Source organism: Paractinoplanes hotanensis (assembly GCF_023717965.1).
In the GTDB taxonomy this organism is placed as follows: domain Bacteria; phylum Actinomycetota; class Actinomycetes; order Mycobacteriales; family Micromonosporaceae; genus Actinoplanes; species Actinoplanes polyasparticus.
This window is the reverse complement of the sequence record NZ_JAMQOL010000082.1, coordinates 41,365-59,783: the sequence shown is the minus strand read 5'-3', so window position 1 is coordinate 59,783 and position 18,419 is coordinate 41,365. Positions and strand designations below refer to the sequence as shown.

The window sequence follows — 18,419 nt, the reverse complement described above, 5'->3', positions numbered from 1 at the left end:
TGCACATCCACCATGCTCGAACCAACGACCCAACCGCGAAACGGTTTCTAGATCATGACGGAGCACTACTAGGCCGAGCAGCGGGAGCAGGGTCTCGCCGGTGACGCCGAGCCGTTCCCGGCTGGTGGCCAGAATCCGCAGCCCGGGGCACCGTGCCAGCATTCGCTCGGCCAGCCCGGCGACGGAGTCCAGCAGGTGCTCGCAGTTGTCCAGGATCAGCAGGCCATCGACGCCGCGCAGGTGTTCGACGATGGAGTCCATCCGGGACCGGGCGCTGTGCGGCGGCAGACCTAGCGCGTCAGCCACCGCGTCCGGCAGCAGGTCCGGCTGCGTCAGCGCGGCGAGTTCGACCAGCCATGCGGCACGACCGGCACCCGCCTCCAGGGCGAGCCGGCTCTTGCCGGCCCCGCCCACGCCCGTCACGGTCACCAGCCGATGCGTCCGAAGCAGGCGTCGGACGGTCGCGACCTCGCTGTCGCGGCCGACGAAGGTGGTCAGCGGCCGGGGCAGGACCGCGACCGGTACCGGTACATCCGGGCTCGACTCCAGGTCCGGGCGCAGCAACTGCCGGTGCAACCCTCGCAGATGCTCCCCGGGTTCGGTGCCGAGCCGCACCACCAGTTCGCGGCGCGCGGCATCGAACGTGGCCAGGGCCTCGCCGAGCCGGCCGGACCGGTGCCGGGCGAGCATCAGCTGACCCCACAGCCGCTCGTCGAGCGGATGCTCGGCGACCAGCGCGACCAGTTCGGCGATCAGCTCGTGGTGTCGGCCCTCGGCCAGGTCGGCGTCGATACGCGCCTGCACCGCGCGCATCCGCAGTTCCCCGAGCCGGGCGATCTCGGCCTCGGCGCCGGGCAGGTCGGCCACGTCGGCCAGCGCCGGTCCGCGCCACAGGGCGAGGGCCTCGCCCTGCAGTCCGGCCGCCCGGCGGTGATCGCCGGCCTGCGCCGCCCGCGATCCGGCCTCGACCAGCCGCTCGAAGCGCTGCGCGTCCAGCGCGCCGTCCGCGATCCGCAGCAGATAGCCGCCCTCGTGGGTCTCCAGGTCCGGCACCGGCCGGCCGGCGGCTGACCGCATCGCCCGGCGCGCCTCGGCGACCCGGCCGTACAGCAGCTCTGTGGCCCGCGACGGCGGGTCCTCCCACAGCGTTTCGACCAGGTGGTCGATGGACACGACCGTATTCGGCCGGATCAGTAGCGCGGTCAGCAGCGCACGGTGGCGGGGTCCGCCGACCGAGACCGGCGCGCCGGCGAACCGGACCTCGAGCGGACCGAGAACGCCGTAGTCGAAGAGTGCCTCCTCACCGCTGACCTGGGTCACGGCGGCGACGCTACCAACAACGACCCAGGGCGGCAGCGAAGGTGCCGCTGAGGCGACGGGTGCGGCGTCCAGTGCGGCGCCGACACGTCGGGGGGATGCGCAAGAAGCGTCGATCGAGGACTGGTCGCGTACGTCGAGCCGCAGCACTGTCACGCATTCGGCCGCCACCATGCGGCCCAGGTGGCGCAGCGTGGCGATGGGTGCCGGAGACTGACGCCGCCCTCGGCCGGCGTGATCCGTCCGGGTTGTGCCGAGCCGGCGATCAGCAGGCCCCGGCAGTTCGCCCACCGCCGTGACCCGCGGGTACGGGACGCGCATTCGCTGTGTGCGCTCTGATCCGGCTACTCACATGACCGAGGGCCATGAGCGCGAAGATGTCCGCCAGCAGCGGTACGTGGAAAAGGAAGGGTCGCGGGCCGATCGAGTCGCTGACCGACGGGACGCTGCCGTCCTCTCGTTGGTGTCGCAGCAGAAACCGGACTCCTTCGGCCGCTGGTCGCGGGTCTTCCTGTGCGCAGAGGGCCATGACGGCGTAGGAGGTGCTGATCGGGTCGCTGGGCCCTCCGGCCCTCTGTCCCCATCCGCCGTCGGTGTTCTGGCTCCCCCGCACGAAGCGCAATGCCCGCTGCGCGACGGTCTTGGCGGGGCCGGGGAACCGGCTCGGAATCCGCGAAGCCGTCAATACCGTGCGGGAAACGGTGTGGAGCTGACTGCTGCTCCAGTCCGGTGGGAAGGTGCCGTCCTCGAGCTGTTCATCCGCGAGGAACCGCAACCCGTCGACGAGAATGTCCCGGTGCCGCGGAATGTCGAACGTGAACGCGTCGAGCGCGGCGGCCGTCATACACGCTTCGGGTGCCGAACCACGGACGTACGTGGGGAAGCCACCATGCGGATGGCGAACCGCGGACAACGAGGCCAGTCCGCGGTCGGCCGCCCGCGCGGCGGACCGGGTCCCGTGGGTACGCAGCACCTGCACGGCGACGGAGGTGTCGTCCACGTCGGTCTGCAGGGCGACATCCGTGTACGACCATCCGCCGCCGGGTTGCTGGCAGCGCACCAGGCGGTCGGCGACCCGGTTCAGCACCGGCTCGGGGGCGCCGGCGGCGGCGAGGGCGACACCGGCGGTCACCGTGCACCACGTGTCGGTGTCCGTGACGAACGGAGCACTGCCGTCGGATCGCACGTGCCGGAGAGCTTTGCGGACTCCGTCCGCGACGGCCGTTTCCGTACCGGGGAGTCGCTGCAGCGCGTGCAGGCTGAAGAGGTGGATGAGCAGGTTGCCCTCCCACACCTCGGGGAGCCGTTGGGTGGCCAGCAGAACGTGGGCGTCCTCGTCGTCGAACGACTCCGTGAGCAGGCTCTTCAACGCGGTCACCTGTACCTGAGCCCAGGAATGCAGACCGTTGCGGTGCAGGAGGTCCGGGTCTGCGCGGGGACGGTCCTCGGCGGATCCACCGAGGGCGGCGAACATGCCGTCGATCAGCGCGCGTTTGCGCGGTCCGGTGAAGGTGGGGGAGCGCTCGAGGATGCGGGAGCGAAGGTCATCGGTGAGTTCCCCGCCTTCAAGCAGGGCGGTCCGGGCGATGGCCAGATCGAACGGATCGGAGTCCGCGGGAAGGTTTCGCAGGTAGCCGATTTGCCTGGTCGCCGGCTGCCCGATGCGCTGCAGGAGGCTGGCCAGGAGAGCCGTTTCCAACGGCCGGCCGCGGCAAGGCGCCCGTACGGCGCCGTCGGAGTCGACGTGCGTGGTGACGTACTCGGTCAGCCGAGCTTTCGCCCTCTCCAGCGACTCAGGAAACGCGGAGGAATGCCACGAATCGCCGTGGTGCTGCAAGGGTCGCATGACTGGCCTCACCCGTTCGAATCGATCAGCTTATGGACGGCGGTGGACGGTGACCGGCATCCGATCCGGTCGCAGCGTGACGACGGCCTTCGGCCGGACACGGGCCGAAGCAGGCACGATTCGCCAGCGCGCGCCGATGCTCGCCAGGATCGTCGTGACCTCACTCACGCCGAAGGCCTCACCTACACACCGGTGCACGCCCGCGCCGAACGGCACGTAGGCGCCCCGCGGCAGACCTCGCTGCCGGCCGGGAAGCCACCGGTCGGGGTCGAATCGCTCGGGATCGGTGTACCAGCGGGGATCCCGGTGCAGGCCGTACGGGCTGAAGTACACGGACGCGCCGGCGCCTACCTTCTGGCCGCCCAGGCGCAGGGGTGCGGCTGCCCGTCGCCGCACCAGCCACACCGGCGGGAACAGCCGCAGAGACTCCCGCACGACCCTGCGCAGATGGCTCAGTTCGGTGAGGTCACCCGCCGCCTGCCTGATCTCGTCCTCCACGCGCACGGCGATGTCCGGATGGCGGCCCAACAGGTAGAACGTCCAGCACACCGTGGTCGCCACCGTCTCGACCCCGGCGACCAGCATCGTCATGATCTCGTCGTGGACCTGCTGATCGTCCAGCCCCGGCAGGCCTAGGTCCTGGGCCTCCCAGAGCCGGCTCAGGAAGAAGGAAGGTGCCTCGGCGGGTCCGCCGGGAACACGCCGGCCGAGCGCGTCGGCGACAGCGTGCAGGCGGCCGAGCGCGGCGGCGTACCGCCGGCCGCTCGTACTCGGAAGCCTCGTCGAGGCGAAGGCGCGCCGGGAGGCGATGTCCAGGCAGGTGGGCAGCGCGGCAGCCACCTCATGTGCCATGGCCTCGGGTGACCGTACGCCGAACAGGCTCGCGAGCACGCCGGTGGCGGCGACGGCCAGCATCTGCCGGACGAGGTCGACCGGCTCGCCCTCGGTCCATCGAGACGCCTGCTGCTCCGCCGCCTCCCGCACAGCCGGAACGTAGGACTCGACCCGCTCACGGTGGAACACCGGCTGGATCAGTCGCCGTTGCTGCCGGTGGAAATCGCCGTCCGAGCTTCCCAGGCCGTTTCCGGTCAGGGCGCGGGTCTTGTCACCGTTGCGGCCACGTCCGACCTCGCCGGAGAGTTCGGTGAGCAGCCGCCACACCAGGTCCGGATCATTGACGAGGTACGCCGGGTGGCGGCGCAGCGTGAAGCTGGTCACTGCACCCAGGGCTCGTTGCCGCTCCACGAATTCCAGCGGTCGCCACCGCAGCCACGGAAGGTGGCCGAGCACGGGCAGCGCACCCGGCATCGCGGCGTCAGCCATCGTGGCCATCCGTCATGGCCGAGACCTGGTATCGAGCCGGCCGGGTGATCGTGAACCACTCGTACTGGCCCTGCATCCAGTTCTCCATCCCCGTGATGCACCGGAGCACGCCCGCTCGTACGTCTTCCGGGAGGCGCGCGAGCGCACGACCGCGACGCAACGCGGCCGCCTTGGCGATGAACTCCTGAACCTTGTCGTCGGTCATGGCGACCACGCGCGCCCGGGCCTCCTCCTCCGGTAGATCCATGCGCTGGGAGAGCACCTCGACGAGGTTGAAGTGCCTGCCCTCGCTACGCTCCTTGCGGTAGGAGTAGAGGTCGTTCGTCCACGTGAGCACGTCCGCGCAGATGTCCCGGAGCTCCTGCCACGGCCGCGCGGCGCGGAATTCGCCCGGCAGGTCGGCACGTGCGGCGACTTCGATGAGATCGATGGTGGGCTTGGCCGCCCCTTCCTCCCGTCGCAGGCGCACGAATTCCTCGATCGTGGGCGGCGGGGCGGTCGTCGCCGATCCCGCGTGCCGGACGGCGTGGAGCACGAAGCTGTCGAGATCCTGGCGGAACAGGTCGACCCAATGGCGGCTCATGCGCCGTACGACGTCGTCGTACCAATCCCGCACCCCGGAGACGACGATCTGGGGCATCGCGTCCGCCAGCCTCCGGTCGGCGAAGGCGGGCGATTCGACGGAAGCCAGATCCGCAACCTGCCGGGTGGCGAAGACCTGCTCGAAGAGGTCGTCCAGTGGGAAGATCCACAGCACCCAGTCGGCGATCGGAGCGATGGTGTCGGCATCGGCCACGGACGAGATCCGGCAGATCAGGTCCACCATGATGTCCTCGTCAGGTACGAAGCTTCCCAGTTGGTGGGCTTCGAGCCGGTCATGGATCGCCCGTGCACGGGCGCGGACGAGCTTCTCCGACGGATACCGACCGTTGTCGAAGGCCAGCTTCAGACGGGGCAGACCACTGGTCACCGTGTTGCCCTCCCCACGCCGGTCGGCGACACGGGCCGGGGGATCATCGGCATCCGGTCCGGATGTACGGTCCCCGTCGCCACCTCGCGGATCGGCCGGTCCGCCGCCGGTTCCAGCCGCTGCGTCGAGCAGATCACGGCGAGGCTGGTGGCGATCGCGGCCAGTGCCATCCTCCGGCCGATGCAGACGTGCACTCCCGCCCCGAACGGGATGTACGCGTCCTTGGCGGGCGGGTCCGACCGGTCGGGCGACCAGCGATCGGGGTCGAACTGCCGCGGCTGGGGGAACCAGCGGCGGTCGTGGTGCAGGATGTACGGGCTGAAGACGATCTCGGCGTGTGCCGGCAGGTCGACCTCGCCGAGCCGGACCGGTCGGAGCGTCCGGCGCATGATGAAGGGAACGGGGTAGCGGCGAACGGTCTCGCTGATCACCTTCTCGAGGTAGGTCAGCGACGACAGGCGCTCGAGGGTGAGGTCCCGGTTCCCGAGCACCTCGTCGAGTTCGCGGCGTACGGCGTCCTCGATCGGCGGATGGCGGAAAATCTCGTACAGGGCCCAGGTCAGCACGGCGCCGGTGGTCTCACTGCCGGCCACGAGCAGGGTCATCACCTGGTCGCGGACGGCCCGGACCGACAGCGCCGCACCGTTGTCGTCCCGGACCGCCAGGAGCGAGGTGAGCACGTCACCGGGGGCCTCGGGGTCCGGATGTTCCGCGCGCCGGGCAGTGATGACGTCGTTCACCAGGGCGTCCATGGCTCGCATGGAGGTGCGGAAGCGAAGGTTCCCGGGCGTGGGCAGCCGGTCCCATCCGTTCGGCATCGCCGTCCGGGCGAGGACGCCCCGGAACAGCACCGGCATGTGGTGCCGGATGCTCGCGAGCTTCTCGGTGGTGAGACCGGTGGAGAACAGGCTCCGGGCCACGCTGGTCAACGCGAGGTCGTTCATGTGCTCGTCGAGGGCGAACGCTCGGCCCGGCGTCCACGAGCCGACCACTTTCTGCGTCTCGTCCCGAACACGCCTGACGTGCGCGGCGAGGTGCTCGCCGGTGAAGGCGGATCGCAGCGCCCTGCGCTGGCGTCGGTGGGACTCGCCGTACGAGGTGAGAAGTGAGTCGCCGAACCAGGTGCTCGACTTCTCCATCAGCAGCCCGCGGTCGTAGTGCTGGTCTCCCGGCACGAGCAGCCGACGGACGAGTGCCGGGTGGGTGACCACATAGGCGGGTACCGGCCCGAGCCGGATCCGCACCACCTCGCCGACCGCCGCGAGGGAGGACAGGAACTCCAGGCGCCGGGTCAGCAAGGCGGGGGCGTGCCCGACGACGGGCCACCCGCCCGGGGCGGACACCGGACCGGCGGCGGGTGACCGCGGCCTCGTGTCGTCGGGCTTCTGCATCATCACGGTACCTCCCTGATGAACCTGTACACGGGTGCCGACTGCTACGGGGTGCGGGAACAGGTGACCACTAACTTCTGCCGACAACCGATGGGTTGCCCTGCATCCACAAGACCGTGACGTGCCTGTTCGTGAACCGCCAGCCATCCGGGGTGCGGAGCAGCCGGTCCTCGTAACGGGCGCCGATCATGCACAGGTCCCCATCTGGTAGGCCGTGCCGCAGATGCTGGGCGATCGTGTAGCTGGAGTGTGTCGCGTGATCACCGTGCACGGCGACCAGATGGTTGCCGTTGACGTGCTGGCTGGCGTCCAGCGGCTGGAGAATGGTGCGGATGAGCTCGGTGATGCCGTCCGGTCCCTCGCCGGTCCCGACGTCTGCGACCTCGATGCGGGCGTCGTCGGTGAACAACTGGCCGATCGCGGCCCAGTCGCGCCTGTCCAGCGTCAGCGCGTACCGGTTGGCCACGGCCTCTACCTCCACCCGGTCGGCAAGGTCCCGGACGAGGTGCTCATCCGTCAAGCGATCCATTGCTCCTCCTCCTGATGCCGCCGGAACCCCTGACCGCAGTCAGCGGGCACAGTCGAAGTACCAGACGGTCGCTCCACCGCGGGACGGGTCGAACCACCGGGGGACCTGCCGCCCGTGCTGGTCGGCGAGCTCGGTGAGGGTATGCACCGCGAGGCGCCATCCGTGACCGGCCAGCCAGTCGTGCGGAGGGATCGGCGGTCCGCTGCTGAACAGGCTGAGCACGCGGTCGACGCCGTCATTGGCGATTTCCTCATCGTGGAGACCCGCCCGCAGCGACGTGGCCACCTCGATGCCGAGGTGGCTGCCCGGCGCGGAGAGTTCACCGATCCGCCTCAGCATCAGGTCGAGCTCGGCGCGGTTCAGGTAGATCGTGAGCCCTTCGGCCAGCCAGCCGGTCGGCCGGGCCGGGTCGAAACCCGCGGTGGTCAAGGCGCCCGGCCAATCGTCGGCCAGGTCGATCGCAACCGGCGTACGCTCGGCCATCGGCTCCAGGCCCGCGACGCGGGCCACGTCCTCCTTCAGCGCCAGGACGGCGGGCCGGTCCAACTCGAAGACGCGCCGCCCCGCCCAGGGCAGCCGGTACGCACGACCGTCCAGCCCCGCGCCCAACAGCACGATCTGTTCGACGGGCAGGTCGGTCAGCAGCCGGTCGTGATGCAGGGTCCGCAGGGTGACAGCGTCGCCCATCATGCGAGTCAGACCGGCCATCTCGCGGGGCATCTCGTGGAGGCGGGGTGTCTCCCCGGGTTGGGCGAGTCCGAGGTGGACGACGGTCGCCTCGGCCAGCGGGTCCCGGAAGGCGGGTGCGGCGGACAGCGACTCGGCGGCCCGCTGGGCGGCGACCAGGACGGCCGTCCACGCGACGCCGTCCGGGAGAGGTGGGTTACTAATGGTTCTCACGTCCAGGAGTCGAGACGGGGTTCCATGTGCTGCCTCCCGTTTGGCTAGGGAGGAACAGCTTCCGGCGGTGGCCTTCACGCCGGCTGTGTGTGGTTGTAGGCGGTGTGCAGGTTCCGCGCCGCCCGCAGACGTCACGCTCACGATGAGGGCGGCGTTGTGTTTCTTGCCGTCAGCCCGTTTGCGGTCGTAGTAGACCCCTCTGAGCGGGCCGGCCAGGGCCGCGAACGCGGACAGAAGGGACCGGGGCGAGCACGAACTTCTCGTTCGCGATCAGCGACCTACACGGAACACAGAACGCCCAGCCTGTACTCGAACAACACGGCTCAGCCGCGCTCTGGGGCGGGCACGGCAGAGGGGTGCGTGGCGAAGCCACTTCCAGCTCAGCCGTGCTCTGGGGCGGGTAAGGCAGAGGGGGTGCGGGTGGCGAAGCCACTTCCAGCTCAGCCGTGCTCTGGGGCGGGTACGGCAGAGGGGGTGCGGGTGGCGAAGCCGCTTGCAGCTCAGCCGCGCTCTGGGGCGGGTACGGCAGAGGGGGTGCGGGTGGCGAAGCCACTTCCAGCCCAGCCGTGCTCTGGGGCGGGTAAGGCAGAGGGGGTGCGGGTGGCGAAGCCACTTCCAGCCCAGCCGTGCTCTGGGGCGGGTACGGCAGAGGGGGTGCGGGTGGCGAAGCCCCCGCTCGCGCGCGACGAAGTCGCGCGCATAAGGAACGAGGCGGCCCGGTCTGCGCGTTCCGCAGACAGAGTTCCGCCCCCGACTCGTGGGCGATACTGGGATCGAACCAGTGACCTCTCCGGTGTGAACGGAGCGCTCTCCCGCTGAGCTAATCGCCCTCAACGAACTCAGACTGTACTAGACCGGCTCCGGAATCCGCGAGCAGGGGTCACGCGAGGTACTCGCGCGCCTTGTCGATCAGGTCGATGCCGAGGCTGAGGCGGACCGAGATGTAGACGATCGCGCTCACGAACACGAAGCCGACAAGGCCGACCAGGCCTTTGACCGGCCAGGACTGGCGGGCGATCCAGTGGGTCCAGGACAGTACGTGTTTCTTCGTGAACTCGAGCAGGTGCCGGGCCCAGGCGAACTCGATGGCCCAGATGGCGAGGCCGGCGATCACGATGGCCCAGCCGGGGCCGGGGAACGGGATCAGCACGATGCCGACGGCGACGACGATGGCGCCGAGGGTGGCGATCGAGATCTTCAGGGCGAGCTTGCCCGTCGGGTTGGCTCGGATCTTGTCCAGCACACCCGGACGAGCTTGTTCTTGGTCGGGTTTCGCAGTCATTTCATCCCCCAGTGTCCCGGAGCCCCGTCACTACCCGGGAGGAATGGACGTTACCGGAGTAAGTCAACTGCTGGACCACCCGACGCCGGGCGGAACCGAGTACTTGGGGCAGAACAGTACAAGATATCGCTTTACGTCTTGTGCGAAAGGGTTTTCGGAACCGTCTTCCCACTACTGGGTGAGATCAGCGTATGGCGGAGCGTAACGACAGGGATCACCTGAGTATGGGAAACGCGGGGTTCACCAGCCTCGCAGCGGTGCCGGGGGGAGTTCGTCCATGAGTACCATTCGTCCAACGACCGTCGAGGTCGAGACCTCACTGCGGCTCGTAGCGCCTGATGCCACGGCACTGCCCGTGCGTGCCAGCCTGCGTTACGACCCAGCCGACCCTTATGCGGTACACGTGTTGTTCCACGCAGAATCAGCCGGTGGGGAAGCCGTGAGCTGGTCCTTTGCGCGGGAGCTGCTCGTGACCGGGCTCGATGAGCCCGCGGGTATCGGAGACGTCCGGGTGTGGCCGTGGGCCACGCCGCGGGGCGACTTCGTTGCTCTTGCTTTGTCGTCTCCGGACGGCAATGCGCTGTTCGAGGTGCCTCGCAGCGTTCTTGTCCGATTCCTCCGTCGCACCTATGTGGTGGTGCCGCGGGGCCGGGAATCCGAACACCTGGACGTCGATGCGGCGGTGAATCGATTGCTGGCCGGCCGATAGCGAAGGAAAGCGACGGGGGCGACTCGCACGGACACTGCCGGTCCGTACGGGTCGCTTTTCCGTATACGGAACTTAAATCTCAAAACCGGACATTGGCTCCCAGAATTCACGCGGAGCGGCGTCCATTCGCTCAAGCTGCGTTTTCAACGGGTGCATCGCTGGTCAGAGCCAGTTACCGTCGGCGCGATGTCCATTGCTGCTCCGCGGCTCGAGGCCGCGACGACGACGTTCCGCCCGCCCGGCTGGGCGGGCGTCGGCACCTGCGCTCTGGACGCTACCTCGGCCCAGCCGCCGAGCCGGCTTCCCTTCCACGTCCTGCTGCTGGCCACGGCCGGTCACGGCACGGTCGAGGTCGACTTCTTCGGGCATTCGTGCCGGCCCGGCACCCTGCTCTGGATCCGTCCCGGCCAGGCGTTGCGGGTCGGCCGCAACGGGCTGACCGCCTCGGTCGTCACCTTCGAGGAGCGGCTGGCCGGCGACGAGGCGCATCTGCACAGCCGCTGGCAGCTGCGCGGCGAGGACGAGGATGCGGTGATCAACGAGTTCGCCCAGCTCGCCGTCGACTGCGAGCGGCACCCGCCGGGGCCGATCGCGGCCGACCTGCTGCGCCACCAGCTGCGGGTGCTGCTGCTGCGGATCGCTCTGCTGGCGGCGGCCGACGCGTCGGGTGCCGAGAGCCGTACGTACACCCGGTTCCGTGGGCTGCTCGAAGCCGGCCACCCGCACAGCCGCCGGGTCGAGGACTACGCCGAGGAACTCGGCTGCTCCGTGCGTACGCTGACCCGGGCCTGCCTGGCCGTGACCGGCCGCACCGCCAAGCAGGTGGTCGACGACCGCGTCGCGCTGGAGGCTCGCCGGCTGCTCGCGTGCACCCCGCTCTCGGTGGCCGAGGTGGGTCGCCACCTGGGGTTTCCCGAGCCCACGAACTTCGGTCGCTTCTTCCACCGCGAGGTCGGTATGAGCCCGGGCCACTTCCGTTCCCAGGTCACGGCCGAGCCGCACGCCGCGATCCCGGCCCAGCGACGATCGTCTGACTGAGGGTAATTCCCACAAAACCATGGGGTATGTGCGACTCGGTGGCGCCGAGAGGGCATGATGAATGGGTGCAGATCTCCGCGCGCGGTGACTACGCGGTCCGGGCCGCGCTCAGTCTGGCGAGGGCCTACCCGGCACTGATGTCCGCCCAAGCCATCGCTCAAGACCAGGAAATGCCCCGCAAGTTCCTCGAGGCGGTGCTCGCCGATCTGCGCCGGGCCGGTGTCGTCCGGGCTCAGCGCGGCGCCGAGGGCGGCTACACATTGTCACAGTCCCCGCGGGACGTGACGATCGGCCAGATCCTGCGTGCGGTCGACGGCCCGCTGGCCGGGGTGCGCGGCCTCCGTCCTGAAGAGACCCGCTACACCGGCGCGGCGGAAAACCTGCCCAATCTCTGGGTCGCGGTCCGAGCCGCCGTACGCGAAGTGGTCGACGAGGTGAATCTGGCCGAGCTCATCAGCGGGCGGATGCCGGCGCACGTCCGCAAGCTGACCACGCGCCCCGACGCGTGGCAGCCGCGCTGAAGTTTGCCGATTTCTCGCACCGGGAATCATCCGGACGTCCGAACGAACCTTTGGGAGGGACGTACCGATGGGCCTCGTTTTCCGCAAGCGTAAGAAGTTCGGCCCGTTGATCCTGAACTTCACCGAGAACGGTTACTCCTCGTGGAGCCTCAAGATCGGCCGTTGGTCGTGGAACTCGCGCAGCCGCGCACACCGCTATGACCTGCCCGGCCCGTTCTCGTGGAAGCAGGACAAGGACAAGAGCCGCTCCTAAGCGGATATGACGACGTCCCCGCCGAGCCGTCCGTGTGACGGCCGGCGGGTGACCGTTCCCGCGTCGACCAGCGTGTGCAGCACCCGCGTGGCGTCCGCGGCCCGATACACCGTCTCGGTCAGCGCGAACGTGCGCAGCTCGGTCACCGTCGCCTCGCCGGCCTGGGCCAGATGGGCCAGCAGTTCGCGGCGCAGCGGCCCGGGATGCGGCGTCAGCGAGATGTCGATCAGGTGCCGCTCCGGGTCGCCGGGATCGCGGTAGCGGACCCCCGCGAACTCGTCGACCGACCACAGCGCCTCCTTGAAGCCCTCGAGGCTCTTGCCGGCCGTGGTGGCATAGACCAGCAGCTCGCCCGGTTCCTCCGAGTCGGCCAGCTCGACCTGCGTGAACAGCGGCCAGCCGGCCCGGTAGGCGTCGACCGAGGAGGCCGACGAGCCCGGCGGCAGCACCAGCAGCATCTCGGACGGTTTTCCGGCGGTCAGCGCGGCCACGGTGGCCGGTGCGGGCGGCTCGCTGCCCGAAGCGTCGAGAAACCCCAGCACAGGTACGCGCTGAGCCCCGACCGCCTTGAGGCCGACCGGCAGCCGTCCGTCCGTTCCGCCCGAGATCGTGTGCACGGCCAGCCCGGCCCCCGCGCCGGATTCGGCGGAGATCGTCTTGAGCCGCGGGTCGATCGCCCCCAGGTCGTCGCCGGTGGCCACCATGATCAGTTCCCGGCCCCGGACGAGATCGGACTGCTCGGCCAGCACGCGCATGGCCGCCTCGGCCGAGACGCCGCCGTCGGCATCGGCGTACCCGTGGGCGTAAATCACCCGCCGGGCACGGTGCAGCGCGGCGGGCGCCCAGGCTTCGAGGTGCCTGACCAGCAGTTCCCGCTTGACGGTGGCGATCGGTGAAGAGGACATAGGCGAGTTCTACAGTGTCCGAGAAGCGAGGAGTTCGCAACCTTGCACTTGTACCTACAGTGGTCACGTGAGCACTATGGGAAACGTGGCCCCTCCGCAGCTCGCCGAACTCACCGCGCGCGCCCAGACCATGACGTCTGAAGGCGATCTTGCCGGTGCGCGCCAGGTGCTGGCCAACGTGCTCGATCCGGTCGACGTCACCGACCCGCGCCACGCCACCGCCGACCTGGCCCTGGCGGCCGCGCTGCACGCCCGCATCCTGATCGCGCTGGGCGACGCCCACGGGGCCCGGCTGTGGGCCGAGTACGCCCACGTCGCCGAGGAACGCCTGCACGGCCCCCACCACGACCGTACGGTCGGCGCCGCCGCCACCCACGCCGCCGTGCTGCAGCGCGTCGGCCACTTCGGCCGGGCCGCCCAGGTCTACCGCCAGCTCGTCGGCGACCTCGCCGAGATCGACGGTCCCGACTCGCCCCGGGTGCTCGCAGCCGAGGCCGACCTGGCCACCGCCGAGCACGCGGCCGGTCACTGCACCGCCGCCCGGTCCCGGCTCACGGCGGCCTGGCGGCGGCACGTCAAGCGGTACGGCGAAGCGTCCGCTCCCGGCATCAAGATGCTGGCCCGCCTGGGCGCGATGGAACGCGAGTGCGGCCGCGAAGCCGAATCCCACGAGCACCTGGCCCAGGCGCAAGAGTTGTGCGCGCGCTACCTGCCCTCCGACCACCCGCTGGTCCGCCAGGTCACGGCCCTCGCCGCCGCTCCCGTCACCGGCAAGCACGTCTGCGGCCGCGTCGAGCAGTCCGACGGCCCCGGCGTCACCACGGTGGGCGCCCCCGGCGTACGCACCCTGCCGTTCCCGCGGCGTCCCACGGTGCCCGAGCCCGACCCGTCCGCCGACCCCGCGCAGCCGCCGCCCGACAACCGCCCCACCGACCCCAACGGCTCGGTCTACCAGCAGCCGCTCTACCTCGCCGACGTGCACCAGGCGCCCGGCGACCTGACCGGCCGTCACGCCCGCGCCGACACCCCGCCGCCGGTTCCCGGCCGTCGCGCTCCCGATTACGGCCCCGACGGTCGCCCCCAGCCGGTCGGTTCGGCCCCCGCGAGCACCTACACGCTCCCACCGAACTCGCAGCATCTTCCCGTACGGACGGAGCCCGCCCCCACCCCCGCCGGCCGCCGCCGTCAGCCCTTCCTGCTGGCCGCCGTCCTGGTGGCCGGCGTGGCCGCCGCCGTGGCCGTGGTCGCACTGACCCTGCCCGACGCCAACGGGAACGAGAACCCGGCCGCCACCCCCGCCCCCGCGGCCTCGTCACCGGCCGCAGCCGCGCCGGCCACGCCCACCACGCGTCCGCCCAAGGCCGACCCGGGCGCCCCCACCGCCGTCAAACTGCGCGACAGCCGCGACAGCGTCCTGCTCCAGTGGACCTACCCGAAGAACTCCGAGGGCCCGGTCTTGGTCTCCGGCGGCCGGGCCGGCCAGCCGCAGAAGCCGTTCCAGCAGCTCCCCGCGGGCAGCGCCGACTACGTCGTCTACGGCCTCAACGAGCAGCTGAACTACTGCTTCACGATCTCGGTCGCCTACGGCACCAACAACATCGCCCGCTCGGTCCCGGTCTGCACCAAGCGCTGACCGCCCCGCGACCGCGCCGAGCACTCGTTCAGTTCCGAGCTGCGCGCAGCGCTGACCGCCCATCGACCACGTCCGGCCCGGTGTGCCGCGCCGGGCGCCCGCGATCGGCCCGGCGCACCTGGAATCCGGCGGCTGACAGTGCGAGGTCCACGTCGCCGGGGTCTCCGTCGATCAGCGCCTCGAAGGTCAGGGAGTCCCTGGGGTTGAGGATCAGCGGATCCAGTTCGATCGCGGAGTCCGTGACCTTCCTCGGCGCGACCCTGCGGTCCTTGGTGCTCCCGTCCGCGTGAAAGGTCACCGCCGCGGTCAGCAACTTCGCCGGTGAGACGTCCAGCACGAGGCGGGTCGCGAGGTCCGACTTCTTCAGTTCGATGCGTCCGCGGTTCGTCAGCCGGACGACGATGACCCGCGGGTCGCACGCCGAGGTGCCCTGCCAGCTGAAAGTCATGCCGGTCCGGTCGATCTCGCCGGTCCGGGGAATGAGTGCGGTGTTCTGGGAGACGCTCCAGACCAGGAGCTTCGATCGGCCGTGGCGGAACTTGTAGATCGTGAACCAGAGACCGGCCAGGGCCACGACCACGGCCGCGGTCGTGGCCCACGCTGCTGCGGTCACTCTTCGATCCAGCGTCGCAGCAGGGCCCGGAATCCACGACGAGGCCGGTCCTCGGGCGCCTCGGCGTTCGGCGCAGTGACCTGCGGTCGATCGGCCGGGTCCTCGCTCGAAGCGTCCGACACGGCTGGTATCAGGCGGAGCGGAATCCTCCGGCCCGGCGTGGGCCTGGCGCCCGGAGTGGAGGAAACGGGCGGTGCCGATCCAGCGGCGATGCTGTCCGGGTCGGCAAGGGCGAGCGGCGCCGGTCGGCCGACGGGAGGCGTGCTGTCCGCGAGAGCGATCGGTGCCGGCCGGGCTGCGGTGGGAACGTCATCCGCGCTGTCCCGGGGTGTGCGGATCAGCGCTGCCGGGCGGCTGGCCATGGGGCCGGCGTCTCTGCTGTTCGCGTCGGTGTCGGCGAGTGAAGCGGGATGATCTGGGATGTGCTTCGTTTCCCGGCCGTCCGGGGCTGAGGCGGCGGGTTGCACCGGCGCGCCTGACTCCGGGACGGCCAGGGCGGCATACCGGTCGTTGGGGCGGCGGTAGGCGCGGCCGAGACTGCTGATCCAGTCTTCCAGGTCGACTTCTTCGCGGGCGTCCACGGGGCGGGGACTCGGCAGGGTGCGCGCGGCGCGGGTGCTCGGCGCGGTCGGCCCTTCGCGGTTCAGGGCGTCGATGCGAGTGAGGTTGATCCGGCGGCGGTATCCGCCGTCGTCCTCCACGCCGTGGGTCTGGCGGAACATCGCGCTCCGGGTGAGTTGCAGGTGTTCGCCGGGCACTCGGCGCGGGAGTTCGATGCTGGTGCTGGTGATGGTCATGCCGCCGACCACCGCGTGGGCGAACACGGTGATGTCCTGGGCGGTGGGTTGCACGACGCTGCGCGACATGGGTGCGTCCGCGCGTTGCCGGGCCTTCTTCTCCTCCTGCTGGGCGATCAGATTGCGGCGGCCGACCTCGTACAGCTGCCAGACCTTGTCCAGTTCCTCTGTGGTGAGTTCGCGGCCGACCGCGGCCAGCGCGTCCAGCAGATCCTGCACGGACTGCCGGCCCTTGGCGGTGCCGTTCACCGTGGTGCTCATGGTGCTCTTCGGCAGCCCCGACTTCTGGGCTGTCCGCTCGAGCGTGAGTTTGGTCGAGCGGATCAACTCGCGGAGGTACTCGCCGAGTTCCCGCGCGGGGCGGTCGGCGGGTATGGGCTTGAACGCCTTGGGGGCCAGGAGCGCCGGGCCCGGCCCGGCCTCGTCTGCCGACTGCCCGCCCGGCTCGAGCTTGGGCGGGCGCCATTCTTCCGACATCGGTCTCACCTTCAAAAGAAGTCGAGGGCGTCCGGGAAAGAGGCGGACGGGCCTCGAGGCCACATCATTCGACGGCGGCAACGGGACCGTGGCTGCCACACCACACCGGCCGACCGGTATCACGAATAGTCATATTGCCCGCCTCTCCGGTTGTCATGGAAGCGTGTCGACGGGATGTCGTGCCATTCTGTGCCGACTCGATGTTCCGACGCCGGATGTCGATCTATACGAACAGAACGTCAGAGGGCATCGTGTTCCGGAGATTGATCATGGAACATGCCTGGAGGTCAGAAGATCCAGCTCAGGGCCTTGTGCGCTGGGAGCAGGTTTTGCATCGTAGGTGCGGATGGCAATCCCGGTATCGGTCTCACGGCTGCGCGATCGTTCGGGATGCGGGGTCCCTTCTGCCACGGGGATCCCGCAGCCGCCCCCACGTATTCGTGAGGACTCAATAACGCACGGTAATCGCGCCAAGAATGCATCGGCAATTCCCGAGGTATCGTCGGATCGAGATCATTCCGCAATTTGATCGACGTGCCCCGGTCGCCCGGCGCCACAACGGCGGGGCGGGCCGTGATGGCCTTGGCGGAGAGCGAGGAGTCTGCCGGCCCAGAGCGCCGATGCGGCCCGCCCGGTCGTCCGCCATACGTCGATCGGTGGATTCGCGGACGGGGCGGTGGACGCGGGGAGCAGTACATCGGTCGATTCGGGCGGGGGCCGGGCGGCCGAAGACTGAGGGCATGACTGTCGAGCACGTATCTGCCATGGCCGGGCCGGTTGGGGTGCGGGAGCGGGCGCTGGCGCCCGATCTCGCGCGGGGGCTCATGCTGGCGCTCATCGCGCTGGCCAACTCGGTCGTCTATCTCTACGCGAGGCCCTACGGGGTGCGGCAGCACATCGTGGGGGACGGGCTCGTGGACCGGATCGTCAGCGTCGTCACGGTGACCACTGTGGACGGCCGGGCCTATCCGATGTTCGCGGCCCTCTTCGCGTACGGAGTGGTGCAGATCATGCAGAGGCAGCGCGCCGCCGGCGCGTCGCTCGCCGACGCGAAGAGACTGCTGCGGCGGCGTAGCTGGTGGCTCGTCGCGTTCGGGTTCGCGCACGCCCTGCTGCTGTTCCCGGGGGACATCCTCGGGCTGTACGGCGTGGCCGGCTTCATCCTGGTCGCACTCACGGGGGTGTCCGACCGAAAGCTGCTGATCGCGGCGGGCTGCTGGCTTCTCGTGGTCGCGCTGGTGCAGGGCGCGGCCTACATGGCGCCGCCGTCGGGGGAGCGGTCGTTCTTCTGGTCGTTCGAGACGGCCGATCCGTGGCAGGCCATGACTCTGCGGCCGTTCGAGTGGCTGATGACGCCGGCCGGCGTGCTCGGTGTGGGCAGCGCCGTCCTGGTCGGCACCTGGGCCGCGCGGCGGGGCGTCCTCGCCGATCCGGCCGCGCACCGGACGCTGCTCGTCCGGACGGCGGTGGTGGGGCTGACGACGGCGGTCGTGGGCGGGCTGCCGGCGGGGCTGGCGGTCGGGCACTTCTGGACGTCGGGCACGACGCTCGCGCTGTGGGGGATCTCGGCGCTGCACGCGGTGACCGGTGTCGCCGGCGGCCTGGGGTATGCGGCGCTCATCGGTCTGCTGGCGATCCGGGCGCGGGGGCCGGTGGTGACCGCGCTGGCTGCCACGGGGCAGCGGTCGCTCAGTTGCTACCTGTTCCAGTCGGTGGTGTTCGTGGCGCTGCTGGCGCCGTGGACGTTCGGGCTGGGCGCGACGATCAGCACCGGCGTCGCGGCGCTGCTGGCCCTGGGCACGTGGCTGGTGTCGGTTGTGCTGGCCGACCTGTTGCGGCGGGCCGGACGGCGCGGGCCGGCCGAAATCGTGTTGCGCCGGCTGACGTACCGCAGAGGCAAGATGACGGTGTGACC

Annotated in this window: 17 protein-coding genes and 1 tRNA gene; 6 read left to right on the top strand and 12 right to left on the bottom strand. The window is 70.2% G+C overall.

What is annotated here, in order from left to right:
- From LXN57_RS45220 to LXN57_RS45175, 9 genes are all read right to left on the bottom strand, one after another.
- The coding region (locus LXN57_RS45220; RefSeq protein WP_251804490.1) for an AfsR/SARP family transcriptional regulator at window positions 1–1,320 on the bottom strand (1,320 nt) is incomplete at its 3' end.
- 262 nt (window positions 1,321–1,582) lie between these two features.
- Window positions 1,583–3,163 carry a prenyltransferase/squalene oxidase repeat-containing protein gene (locus tag LXN57_RS45215; RefSeq protein WP_251804489.1) on the bottom strand — a complete coding sequence of 527 codons (1,581 nt, stop codon included), beginning with the start codon at window positions 3,161–3,163 and terminating at the stop codon, window positions 1,583–1,585.
- A gap of 30 nt (window positions 3,164–3,193) precedes the next feature.
- Window positions 3,194–4,486, bottom strand: a complete 1,293-nt coding sequence (locus LXN57_RS45210; protein WP_251804488.1) for a cytochrome P450 — start codon at window positions 4,484–4,486, stop codon at window positions 3,194–3,196.
- Window positions 4,479–5,456 (bottom strand): terpene synthase family protein, encoded by a 978-nt coding sequence (locus LXN57_RS45205; RefSeq protein WP_251804487.1) that lies wholly within the window; start codon window positions 5,454–5,456, stop codon window positions 4,479–4,481. The genes LXN57_RS45210 and LXN57_RS45205 overlap by 8 nt, the downstream gene beginning before the upstream one ends.
- On the bottom strand, window positions 5,453–6,850 hold the full coding sequence (locus LXN57_RS45200) for a cytochrome P450 (protein WP_251804494.1): 1,398 nt from the start codon (window positions 6,848–6,850) through the stop codon (window positions 5,453–5,455). Before LXN57_RS45200 ends, LXN57_RS45205 begins: the two co-directional genes overlap by 4 nt.
- A gap of 67 nt (window positions 6,851–6,917) precedes the next feature.
- Entirely contained in the window at window positions 6,918–7,376 is a 459-nt protein-coding gene (locus tag LXN57_RS45195) for a nuclear transport factor 2 family protein (RefSeq protein ID WP_251804486.1), read from the bottom strand.
- 39 nt (window positions 7,377–7,415) lie between these two features.
- On the bottom strand, window positions 7,416–8,276 hold the full coding sequence (locus LXN57_RS45190; protein ID WP_251804485.1) for an SAM-dependent methyltransferase: 861 nt from the start codon (window positions 8,274–8,276) through the stop codon (window positions 7,416–7,418).
- 758 nt (window positions 8,277–9,034) lie between these two features.
- Window positions 9,035–9,106: transfer RNA gene (locus LXN57_RS45180), tRNA-Val, on the bottom strand.
- A 50-nt stretch (window positions 9,107–9,156) separates the two neighbouring features.
- Complete coding sequence (locus tag LXN57_RS45175) at window positions 9,157–9,558, bottom strand: TIGR02611 family protein (RefSeq protein ID WP_251804484.1); 402 nt, start codon at window positions 9,556–9,558, stop codon at window positions 9,157–9,159.
- Window positions 9,559–9,835: 277 nt separating this feature from the next.
- Between LXN57_RS45175 and LXN57_RS45170 the strand changes: the two genes are divergently transcribed.
- The 4 genes from LXN57_RS45170 (at window position 9,836) to LXN57_RS45155 (ending at window position 12,079) form a co-directional block, all read left to right on the top strand.
- The gene (locus LXN57_RS45170) at window positions 9,836–10,267 is read left to right on the top strand and encodes an SsgA family sporulation/cell division regulator (RefSeq protein WP_020514863.1); all 432 of its coding nucleotides are present in this window, start codon (window positions 9,836–9,838) and stop codon (window positions 10,265–10,267) included.
- A gap of 186 nt (window positions 10,268–10,453) precedes the next feature.
- The gene (locus tag LXN57_RS45165; protein ID WP_251804483.1) at window positions 10,454–11,305 is read left to right on the top strand and encodes a helix-turn-helix transcriptional regulator; all 852 of its coding nucleotides are present in this window, start codon (window positions 10,454–10,456) and stop codon (window positions 11,303–11,305) included.
- A 65-nt stretch (window positions 11,306–11,370) separates the two neighbouring features.
- On the top strand, window positions 11,371–11,826 hold the full coding sequence (locus LXN57_RS45160; protein WP_184956002.1) for an RrF2 family transcriptional regulator: 456 nt from the start codon (window positions 11,371–11,373) through the stop codon (window positions 11,824–11,826).
- Window positions 11,827–11,893: 67 nt separating this feature from the next.
- Window positions 11,894–12,079: a DUF4236 domain-containing protein gene (locus tag LXN57_RS45155; protein WP_221377694.1), complete on the top strand. Its 186-nt coding sequence runs from the start codon at window positions 11,894–11,896 to the stop codon at window positions 12,077–12,079.
- On the opposite strand, the gene LXN57_RS45150 is transcribed toward LXN57_RS45155, so the two are convergent.
- Entirely contained in the window at window positions 12,076–12,984 is a 909-nt protein-coding gene (locus LXN57_RS45150; protein WP_251804482.1) for a hypothetical protein, read from the bottom strand. The genes LXN57_RS45155 and LXN57_RS45150 overlap by 4 nt on opposite strands.
- 76 nt (window positions 12,985–13,060) lie before the next feature.
- On the opposite strand from LXN57_RS45150, the gene LXN57_RS45145 reads away from it, so the two are divergent.
- Window positions 13,061–14,617: a fibronectin type III domain-containing protein gene (locus LXN57_RS45145; protein WP_251804493.1), complete on the top strand. Its 1,557-nt coding sequence runs from the start codon at window positions 13,061–13,063 to the stop codon at window positions 14,615–14,617.
- A gap of 28 nt (window positions 14,618–14,645) precedes the next feature.
- Here the strand turns inward: LXN57_RS45145 and LXN57_RS45140 are convergent, their stop codons facing one another.
- Window positions 14,646–15,230, bottom strand: coding sequence for a hypothetical protein (locus tag LXN57_RS45140; protein WP_251804481.1), 585 nt, complete (start codon window positions 15,228–15,230; stop codon window positions 14,646–14,648).
- Complete coding sequence (locus LXN57_RS45135) at window positions 15,227–16,504, bottom strand: hypothetical protein (RefSeq protein WP_251804480.1); 1,278 nt, start codon at window positions 16,502–16,504, stop codon at window positions 15,227–15,229. Before LXN57_RS45135 ends, LXN57_RS45140 begins: the two co-directional genes overlap by 4 nt.
- A gap of 740 nt (window positions 16,505–17,244) precedes the next feature.
- Here LXN57_RS45135 and LXN57_RS45130 point away from each other — a divergent pair.
- The gene (locus LXN57_RS45130; protein ID WP_251804479.1) at window positions 17,245–18,417 is read left to right on the top strand and encodes a DUF418 domain-containing protein; all 1,173 of its coding nucleotides are present in this window, start codon (window positions 17,245–17,247) and stop codon (window positions 18,415–18,417) included.
- The last annotated feature ends 2 nt before the right edge of the window (window positions 18,418–18,419 follow it).